This window comes from Pseudomonas sp. SWRI179, from assembly GCF_014268705.1.
GTDB lineage: Bacteria > Pseudomonadota > Gammaproteobacteria > Pseudomonadales > Pseudomonadaceae > Aquipseudomonas > Aquipseudomonas zanjanensis.
Map to the genome: position 1 here is coordinate 1 of NZ_JABWRA010000022.1, position 17,277 is coordinate 17,277.

A 17,277-nucleotide genomic window follows, 5' to 3' on the forward strand; every position below is an offset into this window, starting at 1 on the left:
AGCGGGAGCAAGCTCCCTCGCCACAAGGGCTTCATTTCAAGCCACAAAGGCTCATGTCATTTGGGAAATATTCAAGCAACTGCTTCAGTAGCATCTTGTGTAATCAACGGAGAATACCATGAGCAAAATCGCAATCATCGGCGCCACCGGGCGTGCGGGTAGCCAGCTGTTGGAAGAGGCCCTGCGCCGTGGTCACAGCGTAACGGCCATTGCCCGCAACACCGCGAAAATCGGCGAAAGGACCGGGGTGGTCAGCAAACAGCTGGATGTATTGGACAGCGAGGCGTTGACTGCGGCCATCGCCGGCCACAACGTGGTGATCAGTGCCGCGCACTTTGCCACCGTGCCGGCCGACAAAATCATCGCACCGCTGAAGGCCGCCGGGGTCAAGCGCTTGCTGGTGGTCGGCGGGGCCGGTTCGTTGCTGCTGCCGGATAACAGCCGGGTGATCGACAGTGATGGTTTTCCTGAGGAATACCTGGCCGAAGCCAGCGCCGGTGCCGTGTTCCTGGATGTGCTGCGCAAGGAACAGGACTTGGACTGGACCTTCCTCTCGCCTTCGGCGGAGTTCGTTGAAACCGAGCGCACCGGGCAGTTCCGAGTGGGCAAGGACCACCTGCTGTTTGATGACACCGGGCGCAGTTGGATCAGCTTTGCCGATTACGCCATCGCGATGATCGATGAAGTGGAAACGCCGCAGTTTTCGCAAAAGCGGTTTACCGTCGGCTATTGATCACAGAATCAGCCGTGAAGCCGCACCCAGACGCTGACCAGCACCGTCGCCGCCATCAGCCAGGCGACGGCTGCCACGGCCAATGAGGCTTCGAGGCGCATGCGGTCGACCATCACGTACAGCGTTGCGAGATAGACGAAGTACGGAATGATCGACCACATGCCAAACACGATGGTGGTCTTCAGGTCGTCCACCGAGCGGCCCTTGCCGACGATGTAGTGGGCGATCAGGGCGAAGGTGGGGAACAGCGGCACCAACCCGGCGATGTAGTAATTCTTGGTCTTGGCGAGCATCGCCAGGATGACCACCACGGCGGCACCCAGCGCCGCCTTGAAAATCAGATCCACAGCTTCACATCCCAGGTCAGTGGCTCAGGCCATATTTTTTGACTTTGTCGAACAGCGTGGTCTTGGCCATGCCCAGTTCCTGGCTGGCCTGGGTCAGGTTGCCACCGCTGCGTTGCAGGGCGTCCACCAGCAGGTTGCGTTCGAAGGCTTCCACCGCTTCGGCGAAGGCCAGGCCCTGGCTGCCACCGCTGGCGCCGGAGCGCTTGAAGGCCGGCAGGCCCAAGGCATAGCGCTCGGCGACGTTGCGCAGCTCGCGCACGTTGCCCGGCCAGTCATGGCTCATCAGGTTCGACAGGGTCTGGTTGTCCAGCTCCGGCACCGTGCGGTCGAAGCGCAGGGACGACTGCTGGAGGAAATGCTCGAACAGTTGCAGGATGTCTTCGCGCCGCTCGCGCAGGGGCGGCAGCTCCAGGGTCACCACGTTGAGGCGGTAATACAGGTCGCTGCGGAACTGCCCGGAGCGGCCCATTTCGTCCAGGTCGGACTTGGTGGCGGCGATCACCCGGCAATCCACGGCCACGCTCTGGTTCGAACCCAGGCGTTCGAGGGTGCGTTCCTGCAACACGCGCAGCAACTTGATCTGCAAGGGCAGGGGCATGCTCTCCACTTCATCGAGGAACAGCGTGCCGCCGTCGGCGTGCTCGATCTTGCCGATCCGGCGCTTGCCGGCACCGGTGAAGGCATTGGCCTCGTGGCCGAAAATCTCGCTTTCGAACAGGTTTTCCGGCAAGCCGCCGCAGTTCAGCGCGACGAACTGCTTGTCATGGCGCCGACTGAAATCATGCAGGCAGCGGGCGACCAATTCCTTGCCGGTGCCGGTTTCGCCTTCGATCAGCACGTTGGCCGAGGTGTCGGCGACGTTGGCGATCAGCGCGCGCAGGTGCTGCATGGCCGGCGAGCGACCAATGATCCGGCCTTCCAGGGAATCGCGTTCGGCCAGTTGCCGCCGCAGCGATGACACTTCCCGGGCCAGGCTGCGCTGCTCCAGGGCGCGGCGGGCGACGTCCACCAAGCGTTCAGGAGAGAAGGGCTTCTCCATGAAGTCATAGGCGCCTTTTTGCATGGCGCCCACGGCCATGGAAATGTCGCCATGGCCGGTGATCAACACCACCGGCAGGCTGCGGTCCCGCGCCTTGAGACGGGTCAGCAGTTCCAGGCCGTCGATGCCCGGCAGGCGAATGTCGCTGATGACGATGCCGGCAAAGTTATCGTCGACCCGCTCCAGCGCCTCTTCGGCGCTGCCCACGCCGACGCAGGGAATGTCTTCCAGGCTCAAGGCCTGCTGGCAGCCCAGCAGGACGTGGGGGTCGTCTTCGACGATCAGTACGCTCAGGTCGTGGTTCATAGCGGCTCGGCAGGTGAAGGGTTCACCAACGGTAGGTTGAGGACAAACGTGGTGCCACGCTCGAGCGGGTACTCGACGCCCAGGTGCCCACCCGCGGCGGCGGCCAGGCTCGCCGAGAGCGTCAGGCCCAGGCCCAGGCCTTGTTCGCCAGGCTTGGTGGTGAAGAACGGTTCGAACAAATGCTTGCGGGCCTCAGGATCGATGCCGTGGCCATTGTCGCGCACCCGCAAGCGATATTTACCGTCGGCGGCCTGGCCTTCGAGCCACAGTTTCGGCTCGGGTTGCGTCTGCATGGCGTCCAGGGCATTGCCGATCAGGTTCACCAGGATCTGTTCCAGGCGGGTCTGGTCGATTTGCAATTGGACGTCATCGAAACCGCTGTGGATCTGGATGTCGAGGTTTTCCAGGCGTCCGCCCAGCAGTTGCAAGGCGGCTTCGACGGCTTTGCCCAGGCTCGCTCGGCCCTGGTCATCGCCGCGGCGGGCAAAGGCGCGCAGGCTGGCGGTGATCCGGCCCATGCGGTCGATCAATTCGTTGATGGTATTGAGGTTGGTGCTGGCGATGTCCAGTTGGCCGCGCTCAAGGAAGCGTACGGTGTTGCCGGACAAGGTGCGCAACGCCGCCAGCGGCTGGTTGAGTTCATGGGCAATACTGGTGGACATCTGGCCGATGGCCGCCAGTTTTCCGGCCTGGACCAGTTCGTCCTGGGCCCGGCGCAAGGTCTCTTCGGCCTGGCGTCGCTCGCGGATCTGGCCCTTGAGTCGTTCGTTGCTGGCACGCAGGTCGGTGGTGCGTTCGGTAATCCGACGCTCGAGCTGGTTGTTGGCTTCCTGCAACGCTTCCCGGGCCGCGAGACGGGTGGCAATGACCTTGCGCCGTTCGTTCCAGGCGATCAGCAGGAACGCCACCAGGGCGAAGGCCACGGCCACCAGGATGCCTTGGTTGATCGCCTGGCGACGCAGGTCTTCAAGGGGCGTCAGCAGGGTGAAATTCCACGGGGTATCGCTCAAGGGCCGGGTTTGCGACAAATAGCTGATGGCGCGCTCGTCGGACACCAGTTGGGTGTTGGCCGGGAAGGTCAGCTTCTCCATGCCTTCGGCCAGGCGCTCCCGGGCCAGGGGCACCAGCTCGTTCAAAGGGAACCAATAATATTGCAGGCTGCGGGCCAGGCGTTCCTTGGTCTCGTCGCTCAGGGGGCGCACCGACTTGAGCCGTCGCGCCGAGTCGCTGGACAGGATGATGATGCCGTTTTCATCACTGACGAACGCCTCCAGCCGCGCCCGCTGCCAGCGCTCCTCCATGGCTTCGAGGCGCACCTTGACCACGGCGACGCCGATGATCTTGCCCTGTTGTTCCAGGCCATGGGCGAGATAGTAACCGGGCTCGCCATTGGTGCTGCCGATGCCATAGAACCGTCCCGGCTGGCCGCGCACGGCGTTCTGGAAGTAGGCGCGGAAGGACAGGTCTTCGCCCAGGTAACTGTCGACATCACGCCAGTTGCTGGTGGCCATCACCCGGCCGGTGGTGTCCATCACGTAGATGGCCCGGCTGCGACTGCGGCGGTTCAGGCCTTCGAGGTATTCGTTGACGGTCTTGCGATGCTCGGGCGTCGGGTCGTCCAGCAGTTGCGAGACGCTCGACTCAAGCTCCAACAGGCTGGGCAGGTAGGTGTACTTGCTGATCTCGCTCTCGACCGCACGGGCGTGCAGTTCCAACTGGCGCTCACCATTCTCGGCGAGGCCGCGTACGCCGTAGTGCTCACTGATCCAGAAGCCGAGGTAACCCAGGCCGATCATCAACGCAATGACCAGCGGCGGCAGGAACAGATGGCGGATCAGGCGGGGTTTCACGGCGAGTGATGGCGGCGCGGCGCGATAAAGGGTGGGGTCGCATTTCATCACAGAAGCCTTGGGTCAACCAGTGTGGCGGCGGTCGTCCTTCGAACGCGGTCCTGTGGCGAGGGAGCTTGCTCCCGCTCGGCTGCGAAGCAGTCGCAAAACGGTTCATGCGGTATGCCAGAAACATTGCATTTGCCGGTTTGGGGTCGCTGTGCGACCCAGCGGGAGCAAGCTCCCTCGCCACAAGGACAAGCGCGCCTAAAGGAGGCGACGCTTAGTGCTGCAGGATTTTCTCAAGGAAATGCTGCGCACGTTCGGAGCGGGCGCTGATGTCGCCGAAGAACTCTTCTTTCGGGCAGTCTTCGATGATCTGGCCCTGGTCCATGAAGATCACCCGGTTCGCCACTTTGCGGGCGAAGCCCATTTCGTGGGTCACGCACATCATGGTCATGCCTTCGTGGGCCAGTTGCACCATCACGTCGAGCACTTCGTTGACCATTTCCGGGTCAAGGGCCGAGGTCGGTTCGTCGAACAGCATCACCACCGGGTCCATCGCCAGCGCACGGGCAATCGCCACGCGCTGCTGCTGGCCGCCGGAGAGCTGGCCCGGGTGCTTGTGGGCGTGGGCCGAGAGACCCACGCGCTCAAGCAATTGCAGGCCTTTCTTGGTGGCTTCTTCCTTGCTGCGGCCCAGCACCTTGATCTGCGCGATGGTCAGGTTCTCGGTGATGGTCAGGTGCGGGAACAGTTCGAAATGCTGGAACACCATGCCCACCCGCGAACGCAGTTTCGGCAGGTTGGTCTTCGGGTCGGCGATGGACGTGCCATCGACCACGATGTCGCCCTTCTGGAACGGCTCCAGGGCGTTCACGCACTTGATCAGCGTGGACTTGCCCGAACCCGACGGCCCGCACACCACCACAACCTCACCCTTGCTGACCTCGGTGCTGCAATTGGTCAGTACCTGGAAGTCCCCATACCACTTGTTGATGTTCTTGATAGAGATCATACGGCGAACCTTTTTTGCAGACGCTTGACCAGCAGCGAGGCGGCAAAGCTGATTGTGAAGTACACGAGACCTGCGATGATCAGGAACTCATTGGAGCGGCCGATGATGTCGCCATTGGCCCGCGAAGCATTGAGGAAGTCCACCAGGCCGACCGTGTAGACCAGCGAGGTGTCCTGAAACAGGATGATGCTCTGTTGCAGCAACAGCGGGGTCATCTTGCGAAACGCCTGGGGCAGGATGATCAGGCGCATGACCTGGCCATAGTTCATGCCCAGTGCCTGTGCCGCGCCCATCTGGCCCTTGGGGATCGACTGCACGCCGGCCCGCACGATTTCGCAGAAGTACGCCGCCTCGAACATCATGAACGCCACGACGCAGGAGCCGAACGCACCGATCGGCGTGTCTTCGCCGGTGATCCAGCGCAGCACGAACGGCACCGCCAGGTAGAACCAGGTGATGACCAGCAGCAGCGGGATCGAGCGGAAATAGTTGACGTAGGCGCCAGCGATATTGGAGACCAGCTTGTTGTGGGACAGGCGCATCAGCGCCAGGATCGTCCCCAGGATGATCCCGCCGACGACACCCAGGGCCATCAGCTTGAGGGTCATCACCATGCCGTTCCACAAGCCGGGAATGGCCGGGATGATGCCAGTGAAGTCGAATTCCATTATTTACCCCCCACGGAGATCAGGCCGGGCACCGCGACTTTCTTCTCGACCATGCGCATCAGCAGCATCAGGCTCATGTTCAGGGTGAAGTAGATCAGCGTCGCCAGGGTAAAGGCTTCGAACAGGTTGGCCGAGAACTCGGCGGTCTGCTTGGTCTGCGCGAGCAATTCCATCAAGCCGATCAGCGAGGCCACGGAGGAGTTCTTGAAGACGTTGAGGAATTCCGAGGTCAGCGGCGGAATGATGATCCGGTAGGCCTGGGGCAGCAGCACGTTCCAGTAGATCTGCGGCAGCTTGAAGCCCATGGCGCGGGCGGCGGATTCCTGGCCGCGCGGTAGCGCCTGGATGCCGGTGCGTACCTGTTCGCAGACCCGCGCGGCGGTGAACAGGCCCAGGCACACGACGACGCTCAGGTAGGCCGAGGTGGTCGGGTTCAGGTCCTGCTTGTACCACTCCTGCATATCGGCGGGCAGCAGGTCCGGCACCAGGAAGTACCAGATGAACAGCTGAACCAGCAGGGGCACGTTACGGAAAAGCTCTACGTAGCACGTGGCGATACCCGACACCAGCCGGTTCGGCACGGTGCGCATCACACCCAGGATCGAGCCCAGCAGCAGGGCGATGATCCAGGCGACGACGGCGATGGCGATGGTCCAGCCCAGGCCGGCCACGTACCAGTCGAGATAAATCTCGCTGCCCACGCCGGTGGACTTGAAGAACACGCCCCAGTCCCAGTTGTAATTCATTAGGGTCTCCCCTCAGATCGTTCGATATACAAATGCCCGCCTGGGGAAGCTCCGTTCCCGCCCGGCTTGGAGGCCAGGCACACGCGATCGGCTCGACAGCCACCGGTTCGAGTGTTTCCAGATTTGCCAGCAGGGAGTGACCATCCCCTGAAGGAGCGGGGCCCCTTCAGGAGATAAGGTTAGTCAGAAATCAGGATTTCTTGTCGTCAGCCGCTTTATCGGTCGGCGTGGCGATCAGTGCCTTGAGTTCGTCGCTCATCGGGAAGTTGAGATTCAGGCCTTTTGGCGGGATCGGTTGCATGAACCATTTTTCGTAGATCTTGTTGATCTCGCCCGAAGCGTAGGTGGCCTTGATGGCGTCATCGACAACCTTTTTGAACGGCTCGTCGCCCTTGCGCATCATGCAGCCGTAGATTTCGTAGGACTGTGGGGTGCCGGTGACGGCCCAGTCATCGGCCTTCTTGGCCTTGGCGGCTTCGCCAGCCAGCAGGGCGTCGTCCATCATGAACGCGACGGCACGACCCGATTCCAGCATCTGGAAGGATTCGCCGTGGTCCTTGGCGGAGATGACGTTCATGCCCATCTGCTTGTCGGCGTTCATGGCCTTGAGGATGCGCTCGGACGTGGTGCCGGCGGTGGTCACGACGTTCTTGCCCTTGAGGTCGTCGAAATCCTTGTACTTGGAGTCTTTCTTGGACAGCAGCTTGGTGCCGATCTCGAAGATGCCAACGGAGAAGGCGACTTGTTGCTGGCGCTCGACGTTGTTGGTGGTGGAGCCGCACTCCAGGTCCACGGTGCCGTTCTGCACCAGCGGGATACGAGTTTGCGAGGTGACCAGGTTGTACTTGACCTGCAGGTTCGGTACGTCGAGCTCTTTCTTCAGGGCTTCGACAACTTTCAGCTGGATGTCATGGGAGTAGCCGACCGGCTTGCCGGAAGCGTCTGCGATGTAGGAGAACGGAATGGAAGCGTCGCGATGCCCAAGCGTAACGACGCCGGACTCTTTGATCTTTTTCAGTGTGCCGGTCAGTTCGGCTGCGAAAACCGGCGTGCTGATCAGAGCGGCAGCAATGGCTGCGCCCAGGAGATGGGGAACGATACGCATCGATGTTTCCTCGACATTGTTTTTTTTATTTCGGCCGGTTCGTCGGCCCTGAGTACTTCGAAATGCCTGGCAGCTCCTGGTGTGTTGGCGTACAGGCATTCGTCTCGAGGAGTGTAGAGCATGAGTCGTGCCAGGCCAGTCGTTTCTGGATAACTACTTGTTTTTTAAGATAATTAATGTTTTGTTTCAGGTTTTGTGCGGCCTGGTTTATCCGGTTAGCCGAACCGATCGATAGGTCTTGTTCGGAAAACCGAATGCCTTGCGCCTTCACACAATCCCTGTGGTGGGCTCCAGATAGCGAAAAGCCCCTGAATCGCGGGATTCAGGGGCTCTTCGGTTTAGCCGGGTATCGCTCAGGCCGCTTCGATCTTGCGGCGATTGTGCTCGACCTTATCCAAGTACTGCTGCAGCTTCTGTTGCTCGGCGGGGGTGGTGAACAAACCCAGCTTGCTGCGGCGCCAGAGGATATCCTGGGCATCGACGGCCCACTCGTCGCTGCACAGATAATCGATTTCGCGGGTGTAGAGGCCGGCACCGATGTGCTCGCCCAGATCGCCGAGGTCGTGCACGCCTTCGAGCATGCGCCAGGTACGGCTGCCATAGGTGGTGGCCCAGCGTCGGGCGATGTCGGTTGGCAGCCAGTCGAATTTGTCCCGCAGCGCCGAGCACAATGCTTGCGGGGTGGTCATGTTTTCCCCGCCGGGGAGGGCTTCCACGGCGGTCCAGCTCCCGCGCATCTGTGTGAAGTAGGGGGCCAGTTGCGCCATGGCTGATTCGGCCAGTTTGCGATAGGTGGTCAGCTTGCCGCCAAACACCGACAGCAATGGGGCCTCTTGACCGCCGCCCGACAGCGCCAGGGTGTAGTCCCGTGTCACGGCCGATGGGTTGTCGGATTCGTCATTGCACAGCGGACGTACACCGGAGTAGCTGTGCAGGATATCGTCGCGGCTGATTTGCTTCTTGAAGTGAGCATTGACCACTTTCAACAGGTAATCGGTTTCGCCTTCGGTAATCGCCACTTTGGCCGGATCGCCGGTGTATTCGCGATCCGTCGTACCGATCAAGGTGAACTGGTTCAGGTACGGAATGGTGAACACGATGCGCTGATCTTCGTTTTGCAGAATGTGCGCATGCTCGCCTTCGTAGAGTTTCGGCACGATCAGGTGACTGCCCTGGATCAGGCGGATGCCATAGGGCGATTCCAGCTTCAGGTCATCGCGAATGAACTTGGCCACCCACGGGCCCGCAGCGTTGACCAGCGCCTTGGCGTGGATCGAAAACAGGCTGCCGTCGGCACGTTCCAGGTGCAAGTGCCACAGACCTTTGCTGCGACGGGCATTCACGCAACGGGTGCGGGTGTGGACATGCGCGCCTTTCTCCCGGGCGGCCATGGCATTGAGCACCACCAGCCGCGCATCGTCGACCCAACAGTCGGAGTATTCGAAGCCTTTGGTGATCTCGCTTTTCAGTGCGCTGTCGGCCCCGAACTTCAGGCTTCTGGAGCCGGCGAGTTGCTCGCGTTTGCCCAGGTGATCGTAGAGGAACAGGCCGGCGCGAATCATCCAGGCCGGGCGCAGGTGCGGGCGGTGGGGCAGCACGAAGCGCATTTGCTTGACGATGTGCGGGGCCTTGGTCAGCAGCACTTCACGCTCGGCCAAGGCTTCGCGTACGAGGCGGAATTCATAATGTTCAAGGTAGCGCAGGCCGCCGTGGATCAGCTTGCTGCTCGCCGACGAGGTATGGCTAGCCAGATCGTCCTTTTCGCAAAGGAACACCGAAAGACCGCGACCGGCAGCGTCCGTGGCAATCCCCACGCCATTGATACCGCCACCAATGACGGCGACGTCATAGATCTCGGCGAGAGGGGGCGTAGGCAAGGTAGAAGTGGGCATCGGCTGGCCTCGGGCTCTTTTTCACAATATTTGAATTCGAACATAAATGTTCATTTGCGAAAATACTAGCCCATAAGCACAGCCACGACCAGTCGAATTCGATTGAAATTACTGATCGAATGCGGCTGAAAGGAAAATTTACGAACAAAAAGAGAATTGTGGAATGCTTCTGTGGCGAGGGAGCTTGCTCCCGCTGGATGGCGAAGCCATCCCAAGCAGGCTGGCGTTTTTCTTCAGGCTAACCGCACCAGGCCGATTTTACGACGGCTACGCCGCCGAGCGGGAGCAAGCTCCCTCGCCACAGGGGATCGGGGTGAAGTCAGACCACCTCCAGCCGAATCTTGTGCTGGGTCAATAGTTGCGCCAGGGCCGGCACGGGCTGCTGGTCGGTCACCAGGCAGTCGATCAGGCTGATAGGCCCCAGGCGGACCATGGCGTTGCGCCCGAATTTGCTGGAGTCCGCCGCCAACAGCACTTGCCGGGCGTTGGCGATGATGGCTTGGGAAACCCGCACTTCCTGGTAGTCGAAGTCCAGCAGGCTGCCATCTTCATCGATCCCGCTGATGCCCACCAAGGCGAAGTCGACCTTGAACTGATTGATAAAGTCGACGCTGGCCTGGCCCACCACGCCGCCATCACGCCGTACGTTACCGCCAGCGACCAGGACTTCGAAATCGTCCTTGGCACTGAGGATCGAAGCGACGTGCAGGTTGTTGGTGATGACCTTCAGATGGTTGTGATTGAGCAGCGCCCGGGCGATGGATTCGGTGGTGGTGCCGATGTTGATGAACAGCGAGGCGTGATCGGGGATCTGGGCGGCGATGGCTTCGGCGATGCGTTGCTTCTCGTCGCGCATCTGGTCCGCGCGCATGGCGTAGGCAGTGTTTTCCACGCTTGAATCGTAGGCGGCGCCGCCGTGATAGCGGCGCAGCAGGTTCACTTCCGCCAGTTGATTGATGTCGCGGCGGATGGTTTGCGGGGTGACGACGAATAGCTGCGCCATTTCCTCGATGCTGACATAGCCGCGCTCGCGGACCAGTTCGAGGATTTGTTGCTGGCGTGGAGGCAGATTCATGGGGCTTCCTTTGGGCTGCCGTACAAAATTTGCCCATGATGCCGCAGGAATCCACTCCCGACCAGTTTCGGAATCTTGTCGGCCTTTATTCCGCGTCTTCGTGGGGCTCCCAATCGCGGGTGCGGCTGACGGCTTTCTGCCAGCCGGCGTAGAGTTTCTCTTTCGCCGGCTCCTCCAGTTGCGGTTCGAATTCGCGCTCGATCACCGCTTTGCCCCGCAGTTCTTCCAGGCTGCCCCAGAAGCCGCACGCCAGGCCGGCCAGGTAGGCGGCGCCCAAGGCCGTAGTTTCACGCATTTTCGGCCGCTCGACCCGGGTGCCGAGGATGTCGGCCTGGAACTGCATCAGGAAATTGTTCGCCACCGCGCCACCGTCGACGCGCAGGGCCCGGAGGCGTTCGCCCGAATCCTGTTGCATGGCGTCGAGTACGTCGCGGGTCTGGTAGGCAATCGACTCCAGCGCTGCGCGAATAATGTGATCGACCCGTACGCCGCGGGTCAGGCCGAACAGCGCGCCACGGGCATAGGGGTCCCAATACGGCGCGCCGAGGCCGGTGAAGGCGGGCACCAGGTACACACCGTTGCTGTCCTTGACCTTGTTGGCGAAGTATTCGGTGTCCAGGGCGTCGTTAATGATCTTCAGTTCATCGCGCAGCCATTGGACCGTGGAGCCGCCATTGAATACCGCGCCTTCCAGGGCGTAGGCCACTTCGCCACGTGGGCCGCAGGCGATGGTGGTGAGCATGCCGTGATTGGATTTCACGGCCTTCTTGCCCGTGTTCATCAGCAGGAAGCAGCCGGTGCCGTAGGTGTTTTTCGCTTGGCCCGGCTCCACGCACATCTGCCCGAACAGGGCGGCCTGCTGATCGCCAGCGATGCCGCCGATGGCGATGCCGCTCTTGGTGCGCCCGTAAATTTCCGAGGACGACTTCACTTCAGGGAGCATTTCGCGAGGGATGTCGAGGATCTCGAGCATCTTCGTGTCCCATTCCAGCGAGTGGATATTGAAGAGCATCGTGCGCGAGGCGTTGGTGTAGTCGGTGACGTGGACCTTGCCGCCGGTGAATTTCCAGATCAGCCAGCTATCGACGGTGCCGAACAGCAGCTCACCGTTGCGCGCGCGCTCGCGGCTGCCTTCGACGTTGTCCAGGATCCACTTGAGTTTGGTGCCGGAGAAGTACGGGTCGGTGACCAGGCCGGTGGTCTGGCTGATGTATTGCTCGTGGCCGTCGCGCTTGAGCTGTTGGCAGATCTCGGTACTGCGCCGGCACTGCCAGACGATGGCGTTGTAGATCGGCCGACCGGTGGTCTTGTCCCAGACCACGGTGGTTTCCCGCTGGTTGGTGATGCCGATGGCCGCCACTTGGTCATGGTGCAGGCCGGCCTGGGCCAGGGCCTCGACCATGACCGCGCTCTGGGTGGCGAAGATTTCCATCGGGTCGTGTTCGACCCAACCGGCTTGTGGGTAATGCTGGGCGAATTCGCGCTGGGCGGTGCAGACCACGTTGGCGTCACGGTCGAAGATGATCGCCCGCGAGCTGGTCGTACCCTGGTCGAGGGCAATGATGTAATTCTTGTTCTGGATATCGGTCATGTCGATTGCCTTGGGACGTAAAAGGAAGAAGCCACGGCGCAGGTTCGATGGGCAAGAGCCTGCGTCGACTGTTTCAGGATGTTCTGGGCTTGCCGTCAATGGCCGGTGTTGCATCCTTTGTAGCAGTTATGGCGCTGGGCAGGTGGCGGGCAATCAACCCGCGATAAGCCGCGGCACCGAGGCACGCACCGACGATCGGCGCGAAAACCGGAACCAGGAAGTACGGGATATCGCGTCCACCCGTGAGGGAAATTTCACCCCAGCCTGCGAAGAAAGTCATCAGTTTAGGACCGAAGTCCCGCGCCGGGTTCATCGCAAAGCCCGTCAGCGGTCCCATGGAACTGCCAATCACGGCAATCAGCAAGCCGATCAGCAACGGCGCCAGTGGGCCACGAGGCAAGCCGTTGTTGTCATCTGTCAGGGACATGATGACCCCCATCAGAATGGCGGTGATGATCGCTTCCACGAGAAAGGCCTGGCCAGTGGACAGTGCTGCGTGCGGGTAGGTGGAGAACACCGAGGCCAGTTCGAGGCTCGCTTCGGTGCCGCGAACCATGTGCCGGGATTGTTCGAAATCGAAGAATAGATTGCTGTACAGCGTGTAGACCAGAAGGGCGCCGCAGAAAGCGCCGGTCACTTGGGAAATGATGTAGAAGGGCAGCTTGCGTTTTTCAAAGTCGGTGAACAGGCACAGGGCGATGCTGACGGCAGGGTTGAGATGGGCGCCGGAAATGCCCGCGCTCAGATAGATGGCCATGCTGACGCCGACGCCCCAGATGAGGCTGATTTCCCACAAGCCGAAACTCGCACCCGCGACCTTGAGCGCCGCGACGCAACCGGTGCCGAAAAAGATCAGCAGGCCCGTTCCCAGGAATTCGGCCAGGCATTGGCTGGACAGGGGCGGCTGTTGTAAAGCAGTTGTCATTCAAACCTCGGTTTTTTGTTGTTTTGCAGCGCGTTCGATACAGCACGATTGCGCGATTTCCACCGAGGCAGGATCCCCATCCTGATCTCGGGTTGCAGCTTGAGACATGCAATGTGACTTTCAGTTTCGAAAAAATATAGACAAGAAACGCTGGTGTCAAAGGTCGAAAGTGAACCGTCGGTCATATTTCAACTATTCGCGCTGTGAATGACTCGCCTGTTGGCGCGGCGTCGCCGGTCGTTGCAGTGCAGTACCGGAGCCTTTTCACAGGCGATGGCTTAGAATCCGCTCACTCGTTTTGGATTTCCTTTGTCAGGAGCGGTCATGACACCCGCGTTGGATCTGCTTAAGAAAGTGCGCGCCGAACATCGCATCCACAGCTATGAACACGATCCCAAGGCTGCTTCCTATGGCTTGGAGGCGGCGGAAAAGCTCGGGCTGGATCCGGCGCAAGTGTTCAAGACGCTGTTGGCGGCCAGCGAAAAAGGTGAGCTGTTGGTGGCGGTAGTGCCTGTGGCCGGGAGTTTGGATTTGAAAGGCCTGGCCCATGCCGCCGGCGTGAAGAAGGTCGAGATGGCCGACCCGGCCGCCGCGCAGCGTTCGACCGGTTATTTGCTCGGCGGGATCAGCCCGCTGGGGCAGAAGAAGCGTCTGCGCACGTTTATCGACAGTTCCGCACAGCCGCTCGCCAGCATGTTCGTCAGTGCGGGGCGGCGTGGGTTGGAAGTCGAGCTGGCGCCTTCGGTATTGAAGGAGCACACCGGGGCGGCGTTTGCCGATATTGGGCGGACTTGATAGCCGGGTGGCTGCTGCGCAGCCAAGCGGGAGCAAGCTCCCTCGCCACAGGGGAGTAAGGCCTGGTCGGTGTGTTTATCCGGCGCTGTAGGGTGAAAATTCTGCTGATCTGTCTCTGGATAAGCCGTGCCGTTGCACCCATGCTGGCGCATCAGAAAAATAAGGAGAAGTGCCATGCAGCTTGCGTTTCATCAGGTCGATGCGTTCAGTGACCGGCCATTCGGCGGTAACCCGGCGATGGTCTATCGGCTCGACGGCTGGCTTGCCGATGACTTGATGCAGAAGATTGCCGCCGAACATAACCTGGCTGAAACCGCGTTTCTGGTGCGCGAAGGCCAGCATTGGCATATCCGCTGGTTCACCCCCACCACCGAAGTCCCGCTGTGTGGGCACGCCACGTTGGCCAGCGCTTATGTGCTGTTCGAGGTCTATCACGAACCCGTCGAGCGCCTGGATTTCATTTGCCGGTCCGGTTCGCTGAGCGTGACGCGCGAGGGGGATCGGCTGTGGCTGGATTTTCCGGCCGTCGTGCCTGCCGAATTGGGCGCCTCCCTGGCGGTGCAGAGTGCCTTGGGCGTCGAAGCGGTGGATGTGTTGAGTTCCAACGAACTGTTCGTGGTACTGGAATCGGAGCAAGCGGTGCTCGATTGCAAGCCGGACATGGCGGCCCTGGCGAAACTGCCTTGGCCCGGCGCTATCGTCACCGCACCGGGGAGCAAGCATGATTTTGTCTCGCGCTATTTTGCCCCGGCGATCGGCATCAACGAAGACCCGGTGACTGGCTCGACCCATTGCAGCCTGATTCCCTACTGGTCCAAACGCCTGGGTAAACACGGGCTGACGGCTTATCAATGCTCGGCCAGGGGCGGGGCGTTGTTTTGCCGGTTGGAAGGTGAGCGGGTGAAGATTGGCGGGCATGCGACGTTGGTGGCGAGTGGGACGTTGATGTTGGGGGCGCACTGACTTTTGTGGGAGCGGGCTTGCTCGCGAAGGCGGTGTGTCAGCTACATTGATGTTGAATGTGCTGCCCTCTTCGCGAGCAAGCCCGCTCCCACACTGGAGGTGCGTTATCAGTTGGCCGCGCTATAGCGCCGTACACCGCTGTCCACCGGCGGGATCTGCGCTGCCGTGCTGCCCGAGGCCTGGAACAGCACCAGGTGCTCAGCCGCCACGCGGATGCCGACGTCGGCGCCCACCTGATGGTCGGCATGGCTGGGGAAGATCGATTCCAATTGCGCGCCGGTGGGCAACTGCAGGCGATACAAGGTTGAGGCGCCCAGGAAGGTCTTGCCGATAATTCTACCGGTGAGCGGGCTGTCCGGCGCATAGACGATATCGTCCGGGCGCAGCAGCACGTCCACCGCACCGCCGATGGGCCAAGTGTAGGCGCGGTTGCCACGCAGGATGCCCAGTTCGGTCTGCACCGATTCCGGGCTGTCGAGCTGGCCACGAATGAAATAGCCCTGGCCAATGAAACTGGCGACGAATGGCGTCAGCGGTTCGTGGTACAGGTTGTAGGGTGTGTCCCACTGTTCCAGGCGACCTTCCTTGAAAACACCGACGTGGTCACTCACGGCGAAGGCTTCTTCCTGGTCATGGGTGACCAGGATCGCGCTGGTGCCACGGGCCTTGAGAATGTCCCGTACTTCATGGCTGAGCTTGCGGCGCAGCTCGCCATCGAGGTTGGAGAACGGCTCGTCGAGCAACAGCAACTGCGGTTCCGGCGCCAGCGCACGGGCCAGGGCCACGCGTTGTTGCTGGCCGCCGGACAGTTCATGGGGAAAACGCTTGCCCAAGTGTTTCAGGTTGACCAGTTCCAGCAGCTCTTCGACGATGCGGTCCTTGTCCGGATGCTTGCGAATGCCAAAGGCAATGTTCTGTGCCACGCTCAGGTGAGGGAACAGGGCGTAATCCTGGAACACCATGCCGATGCGACGCTTTTCCGGGGCGAGGGTGAAACCGGCGCGGGAGATGGTTTCCCCAGCCAGTTGGATTTCACCCTCATGCACCGGTTCGAAGCCGGCAATGGCGCGCAACGTCGTGGTCTTGCCGCAGCCGGACGAACCGAGCAGGCAACCGATGTCACCGGCATTGAGGTGCAGGTTGAGGTTCTGGACGACCCGCTGGTCCTGGTAGCCGCAGGCCAGGTTGTGCAAGTTCAGCAGCAGGGCGTGGCTCATGCGTGGTGATACGCCGGCTCGACCAGGAACTCGAGCAGGGCCTTTTGCGCGTGCAGGCGATTTTCGGCCTGGTCCCAGGCTACCGAACGCGGATCATCCAGCAGGTCCATGCTGATTTCCTCGCCACGGTGGGCCGGCAGGCAGTGCATGAACAGCACGTCGGCATCTGCCAGGTCGAGCAGGGCCCGGTTGACCTGCAGTGGCGCGAACAGCTCCAGGCGCCTGGCGGTCTCTTCTTCCTGGCCCATGGAGGTCCAGACGTCGGTGCTCACCAGGTGCGCACCGGCCACGGCCTGTTTCGGATCGCGGACGATGGACACTCGGTCCCCGGCCTTGGCCAGCAGCTCGGCATTGGGGTCAAAGCCTTCAGGGCAGGCAATGCGCAGCTGGAAGTCGAATTGCATCGCCGCTTCTATATAGCTGTTGCACATGTTGTTGCCATCGCCGATCCAGGCCACGGTCTTGCCTTGGATCGAGCCACGGTGCTCGAGGAAGGTCTGCATGTCGGCCAGCAACTGGCAAGGGTGCAGGTCGTCGGACAGGCCGTTGATCACCGGTACGCGGGAATGGGCCGCGAACTCGGTCAGGGTGCTGTGGGCAAAGGTACGGATCATCATCGCGTCCAACATGCTCGACATGACGATGGCGCAGTCGCTGATGGGTTCGCCACGGCCCAGTTGGGTGTCACGGGGCGACAGGAAGATCGCCTGGCCGCCCAGCTGGATCATGCCGGCTTCGAAAGAGATGCGGGTGCGGGTTGATGACTTCTCGAAGATCATCCCCAGCACGCGGTTTTTCAAGGGCTCGAACAGTACGCCGCGGTTACGCAGGTCCTTGAGCTCCACGCCTCGACGGATCACGCCGAGCAACTCATCGGGCGTGAAATCCATCAGGGAGAGAAAGTGCCTTGCGCTCATGATTGACTACCTTTTTGTAACTGACCGCAGATGCTCAAAGCCTTGTTTAATCAAAAAACGGGCGAGACCTGCGGCAAAAGCCGCACGGGGCGACGAAATAGGGGAAGGCGC

16 protein-coding genes are annotated in these 17,277 nt (G+C 61.1%); 3 read left to right on the top strand and 13 right to left on the bottom strand.

Features of this window, described 5'->3' with window-relative positions; all coding sequences use genetic code 11:
* The first annotated feature begins 118 nt into the window (after nt 1-118).
* The gene (locus HU767_RS14425) at nt 119-733 is read left to right on the top strand and encodes an NAD(P)-dependent oxidoreductase (RefSeq protein ID WP_186729805.1); all 615 of its coding nucleotides are present in this window, start codon (nt 119-121) and stop codon (nt 731-733) included.
* Nucleotides 734-741: 8 nt separating this feature from the next.
* Here HU767_RS14425 and HU767_RS14430 read toward each other — a convergent pair whose 3' ends face one another.
* The 11 genes from HU767_RS14430 to HU767_RS14480 form a co-directional block, all read right to left on the bottom strand.
* Nucleotides 742-1,071: a GlpM family protein gene (locus tag HU767_RS14430; RefSeq protein ID WP_167352841.1), complete on the bottom strand. Its 330-nt coding sequence runs from the start codon at nt 1,069-1,071 to the stop codon at nt 742-744.
* Between the two features lie 25 nt (nt 1,072-1,096).
* Complete coding sequence (locus tag HU767_RS14435; protein ID WP_186706335.1) at nt 1,097-2,425, bottom strand: sigma-54 dependent transcriptional regulator; 1,329 nt, start codon at nt 2,423-2,425, stop codon at nt 1,097-1,099.
* A complete protein-coding gene (locus HU767_RS14440) occupies nt 2,422-4,323 on the bottom strand; it encodes an ATP-binding protein (protein ID WP_186706334.1) in 1,902 nt (633 codons plus the stop codon). Before HU767_RS14440 ends, HU767_RS14435 begins: the two co-directional genes overlap by 4 nt.
* Before the next feature lie 214 nt (nt 4,324-4,537).
* On the bottom strand, nt 4,538-5,272 hold the full coding sequence (locus HU767_RS14445) for an amino acid ABC transporter ATP-binding protein (RefSeq protein ID WP_018614195.1): 735 nt from the start codon (nt 5,270-5,272) through the stop codon (nt 4,538-4,540).
* Nucleotides 5,269-5,940, bottom strand: a complete 672-nt coding sequence (locus HU767_RS14450; RefSeq protein ID WP_014339892.1) for an ABC transporter permease subunit — start codon at nt 5,938-5,940, stop codon at nt 5,269-5,271. Before HU767_RS14450 ends, HU767_RS14445 begins: the two co-directional genes overlap by 4 nt.
* Entirely contained in the window at nt 5,940-6,686 is a 747-nt protein-coding gene (locus tag HU767_RS14455; protein ID WP_053124568.1) for an amino acid ABC transporter permease, read from the bottom strand. Before HU767_RS14455 ends, HU767_RS14450 begins: the two co-directional genes overlap by 1 nt.
* 190 nt (nt 6,687-6,876) lie before the next feature.
* Nucleotides 6,877-7,791 carry a glutamate/aspartate ABC transporter substrate-binding protein gene (locus HU767_RS14460; protein WP_186706333.1) on the bottom strand — a complete coding sequence of 305 codons (915 nt, stop codon included), beginning with the start codon at nt 7,789-7,791 and terminating at the stop codon, nt 6,877-6,879.
* A gap of 353 nt (nt 7,792-8,144) precedes the next feature.
* Nucleotides 8,145-9,683 carry a glycerol-3-phosphate dehydrogenase gene (gene glpD / locus HU767_RS14465; protein WP_186706332.1) on the bottom strand — a complete coding sequence of 513 codons (1,539 nt, stop codon included), beginning with the start codon at nt 9,681-9,683 and terminating at the stop codon, nt 8,145-8,147.
* 319 nt (nt 9,684-10,002) lie between these two features.
* A complete protein-coding gene (locus HU767_RS14470; RefSeq protein WP_186706331.1) occupies nt 10,003-10,758 on the bottom strand; it encodes a DeoR/GlpR family transcriptional regulator in 756 nt (251 codons plus the stop codon).
* An 85-nt stretch (nt 10,759-10,843) separates the two neighbouring features.
* Nucleotides 10,844-12,349 (bottom strand): glycerol kinase GlpK, encoded by a 1,506-nt coding sequence (gene glpK / locus HU767_RS14475; protein ID WP_186729806.1) that lies wholly within the window; start codon nt 12,347-12,349, stop codon nt 10,844-10,846.
* A 73-nt stretch (nt 12,350-12,422) separates the two neighbouring features.
* Nucleotides 12,423-13,274: an MIP/aquaporin family protein gene (locus tag HU767_RS14480; protein ID WP_186706329.1), complete on the bottom strand. Its 852-nt coding sequence runs from the start codon at nt 13,272-13,274 to the stop codon at nt 12,423-12,425.
* Nucleotides 13,275-13,598: 324 nt separating this feature from the next.
* On the opposite strand from HU767_RS14480, the gene ybaK reads away from it, so the two are divergent.
* Together ybaK and HU767_RS14490 are read left to right on the top strand one after the other, a co-directional pair.
* Nucleotides 13,599-14,069: a Cys-tRNA(Pro) deacylase gene (gene ybaK, locus HU767_RS14485; protein WP_186706328.1), complete on the top strand. Its 471-nt coding sequence runs from the start codon at nt 13,599-13,601 to the stop codon at nt 14,067-14,069.
* Nucleotides 14,070-14,243: 174 nt separating this feature from the next.
* Nucleotides 14,244-15,032 (top strand): PhzF family phenazine biosynthesis protein, encoded by a 789-nt coding sequence (locus tag HU767_RS14490; RefSeq protein WP_186706327.1) that lies wholly within the window; start codon nt 14,244-14,246, stop codon nt 15,030-15,032.
* A 107-nt stretch (nt 15,033-15,139) separates the two neighbouring features.
* Here HU767_RS14490 and HU767_RS14495 read toward each other — a convergent pair whose 3' ends face one another.
* Both HU767_RS14495 and argF read right to left on the bottom strand, forming a co-directional pair.
* Nucleotides 15,140-16,249 carry an ABC transporter ATP-binding protein gene (locus HU767_RS14495; RefSeq protein WP_186729807.1) on the bottom strand — a complete coding sequence of 370 codons (1,110 nt, stop codon included), beginning with the start codon at nt 16,247-16,249 and terminating at the stop codon, nt 15,140-15,142.
* Nucleotides 16,246-17,166, bottom strand: a complete 921-nt coding sequence (gene argF, locus HU767_RS14500; protein WP_186706325.1) for an ornithine carbamoyltransferase — start codon at nt 17,164-17,166, stop codon at nt 16,246-16,248. The genes HU767_RS14495 and argF overlap by 4 nt, the downstream gene beginning before the upstream one ends.
* Between the last annotated feature and the right edge of the window lie 111 nt (nt 17,167-17,277).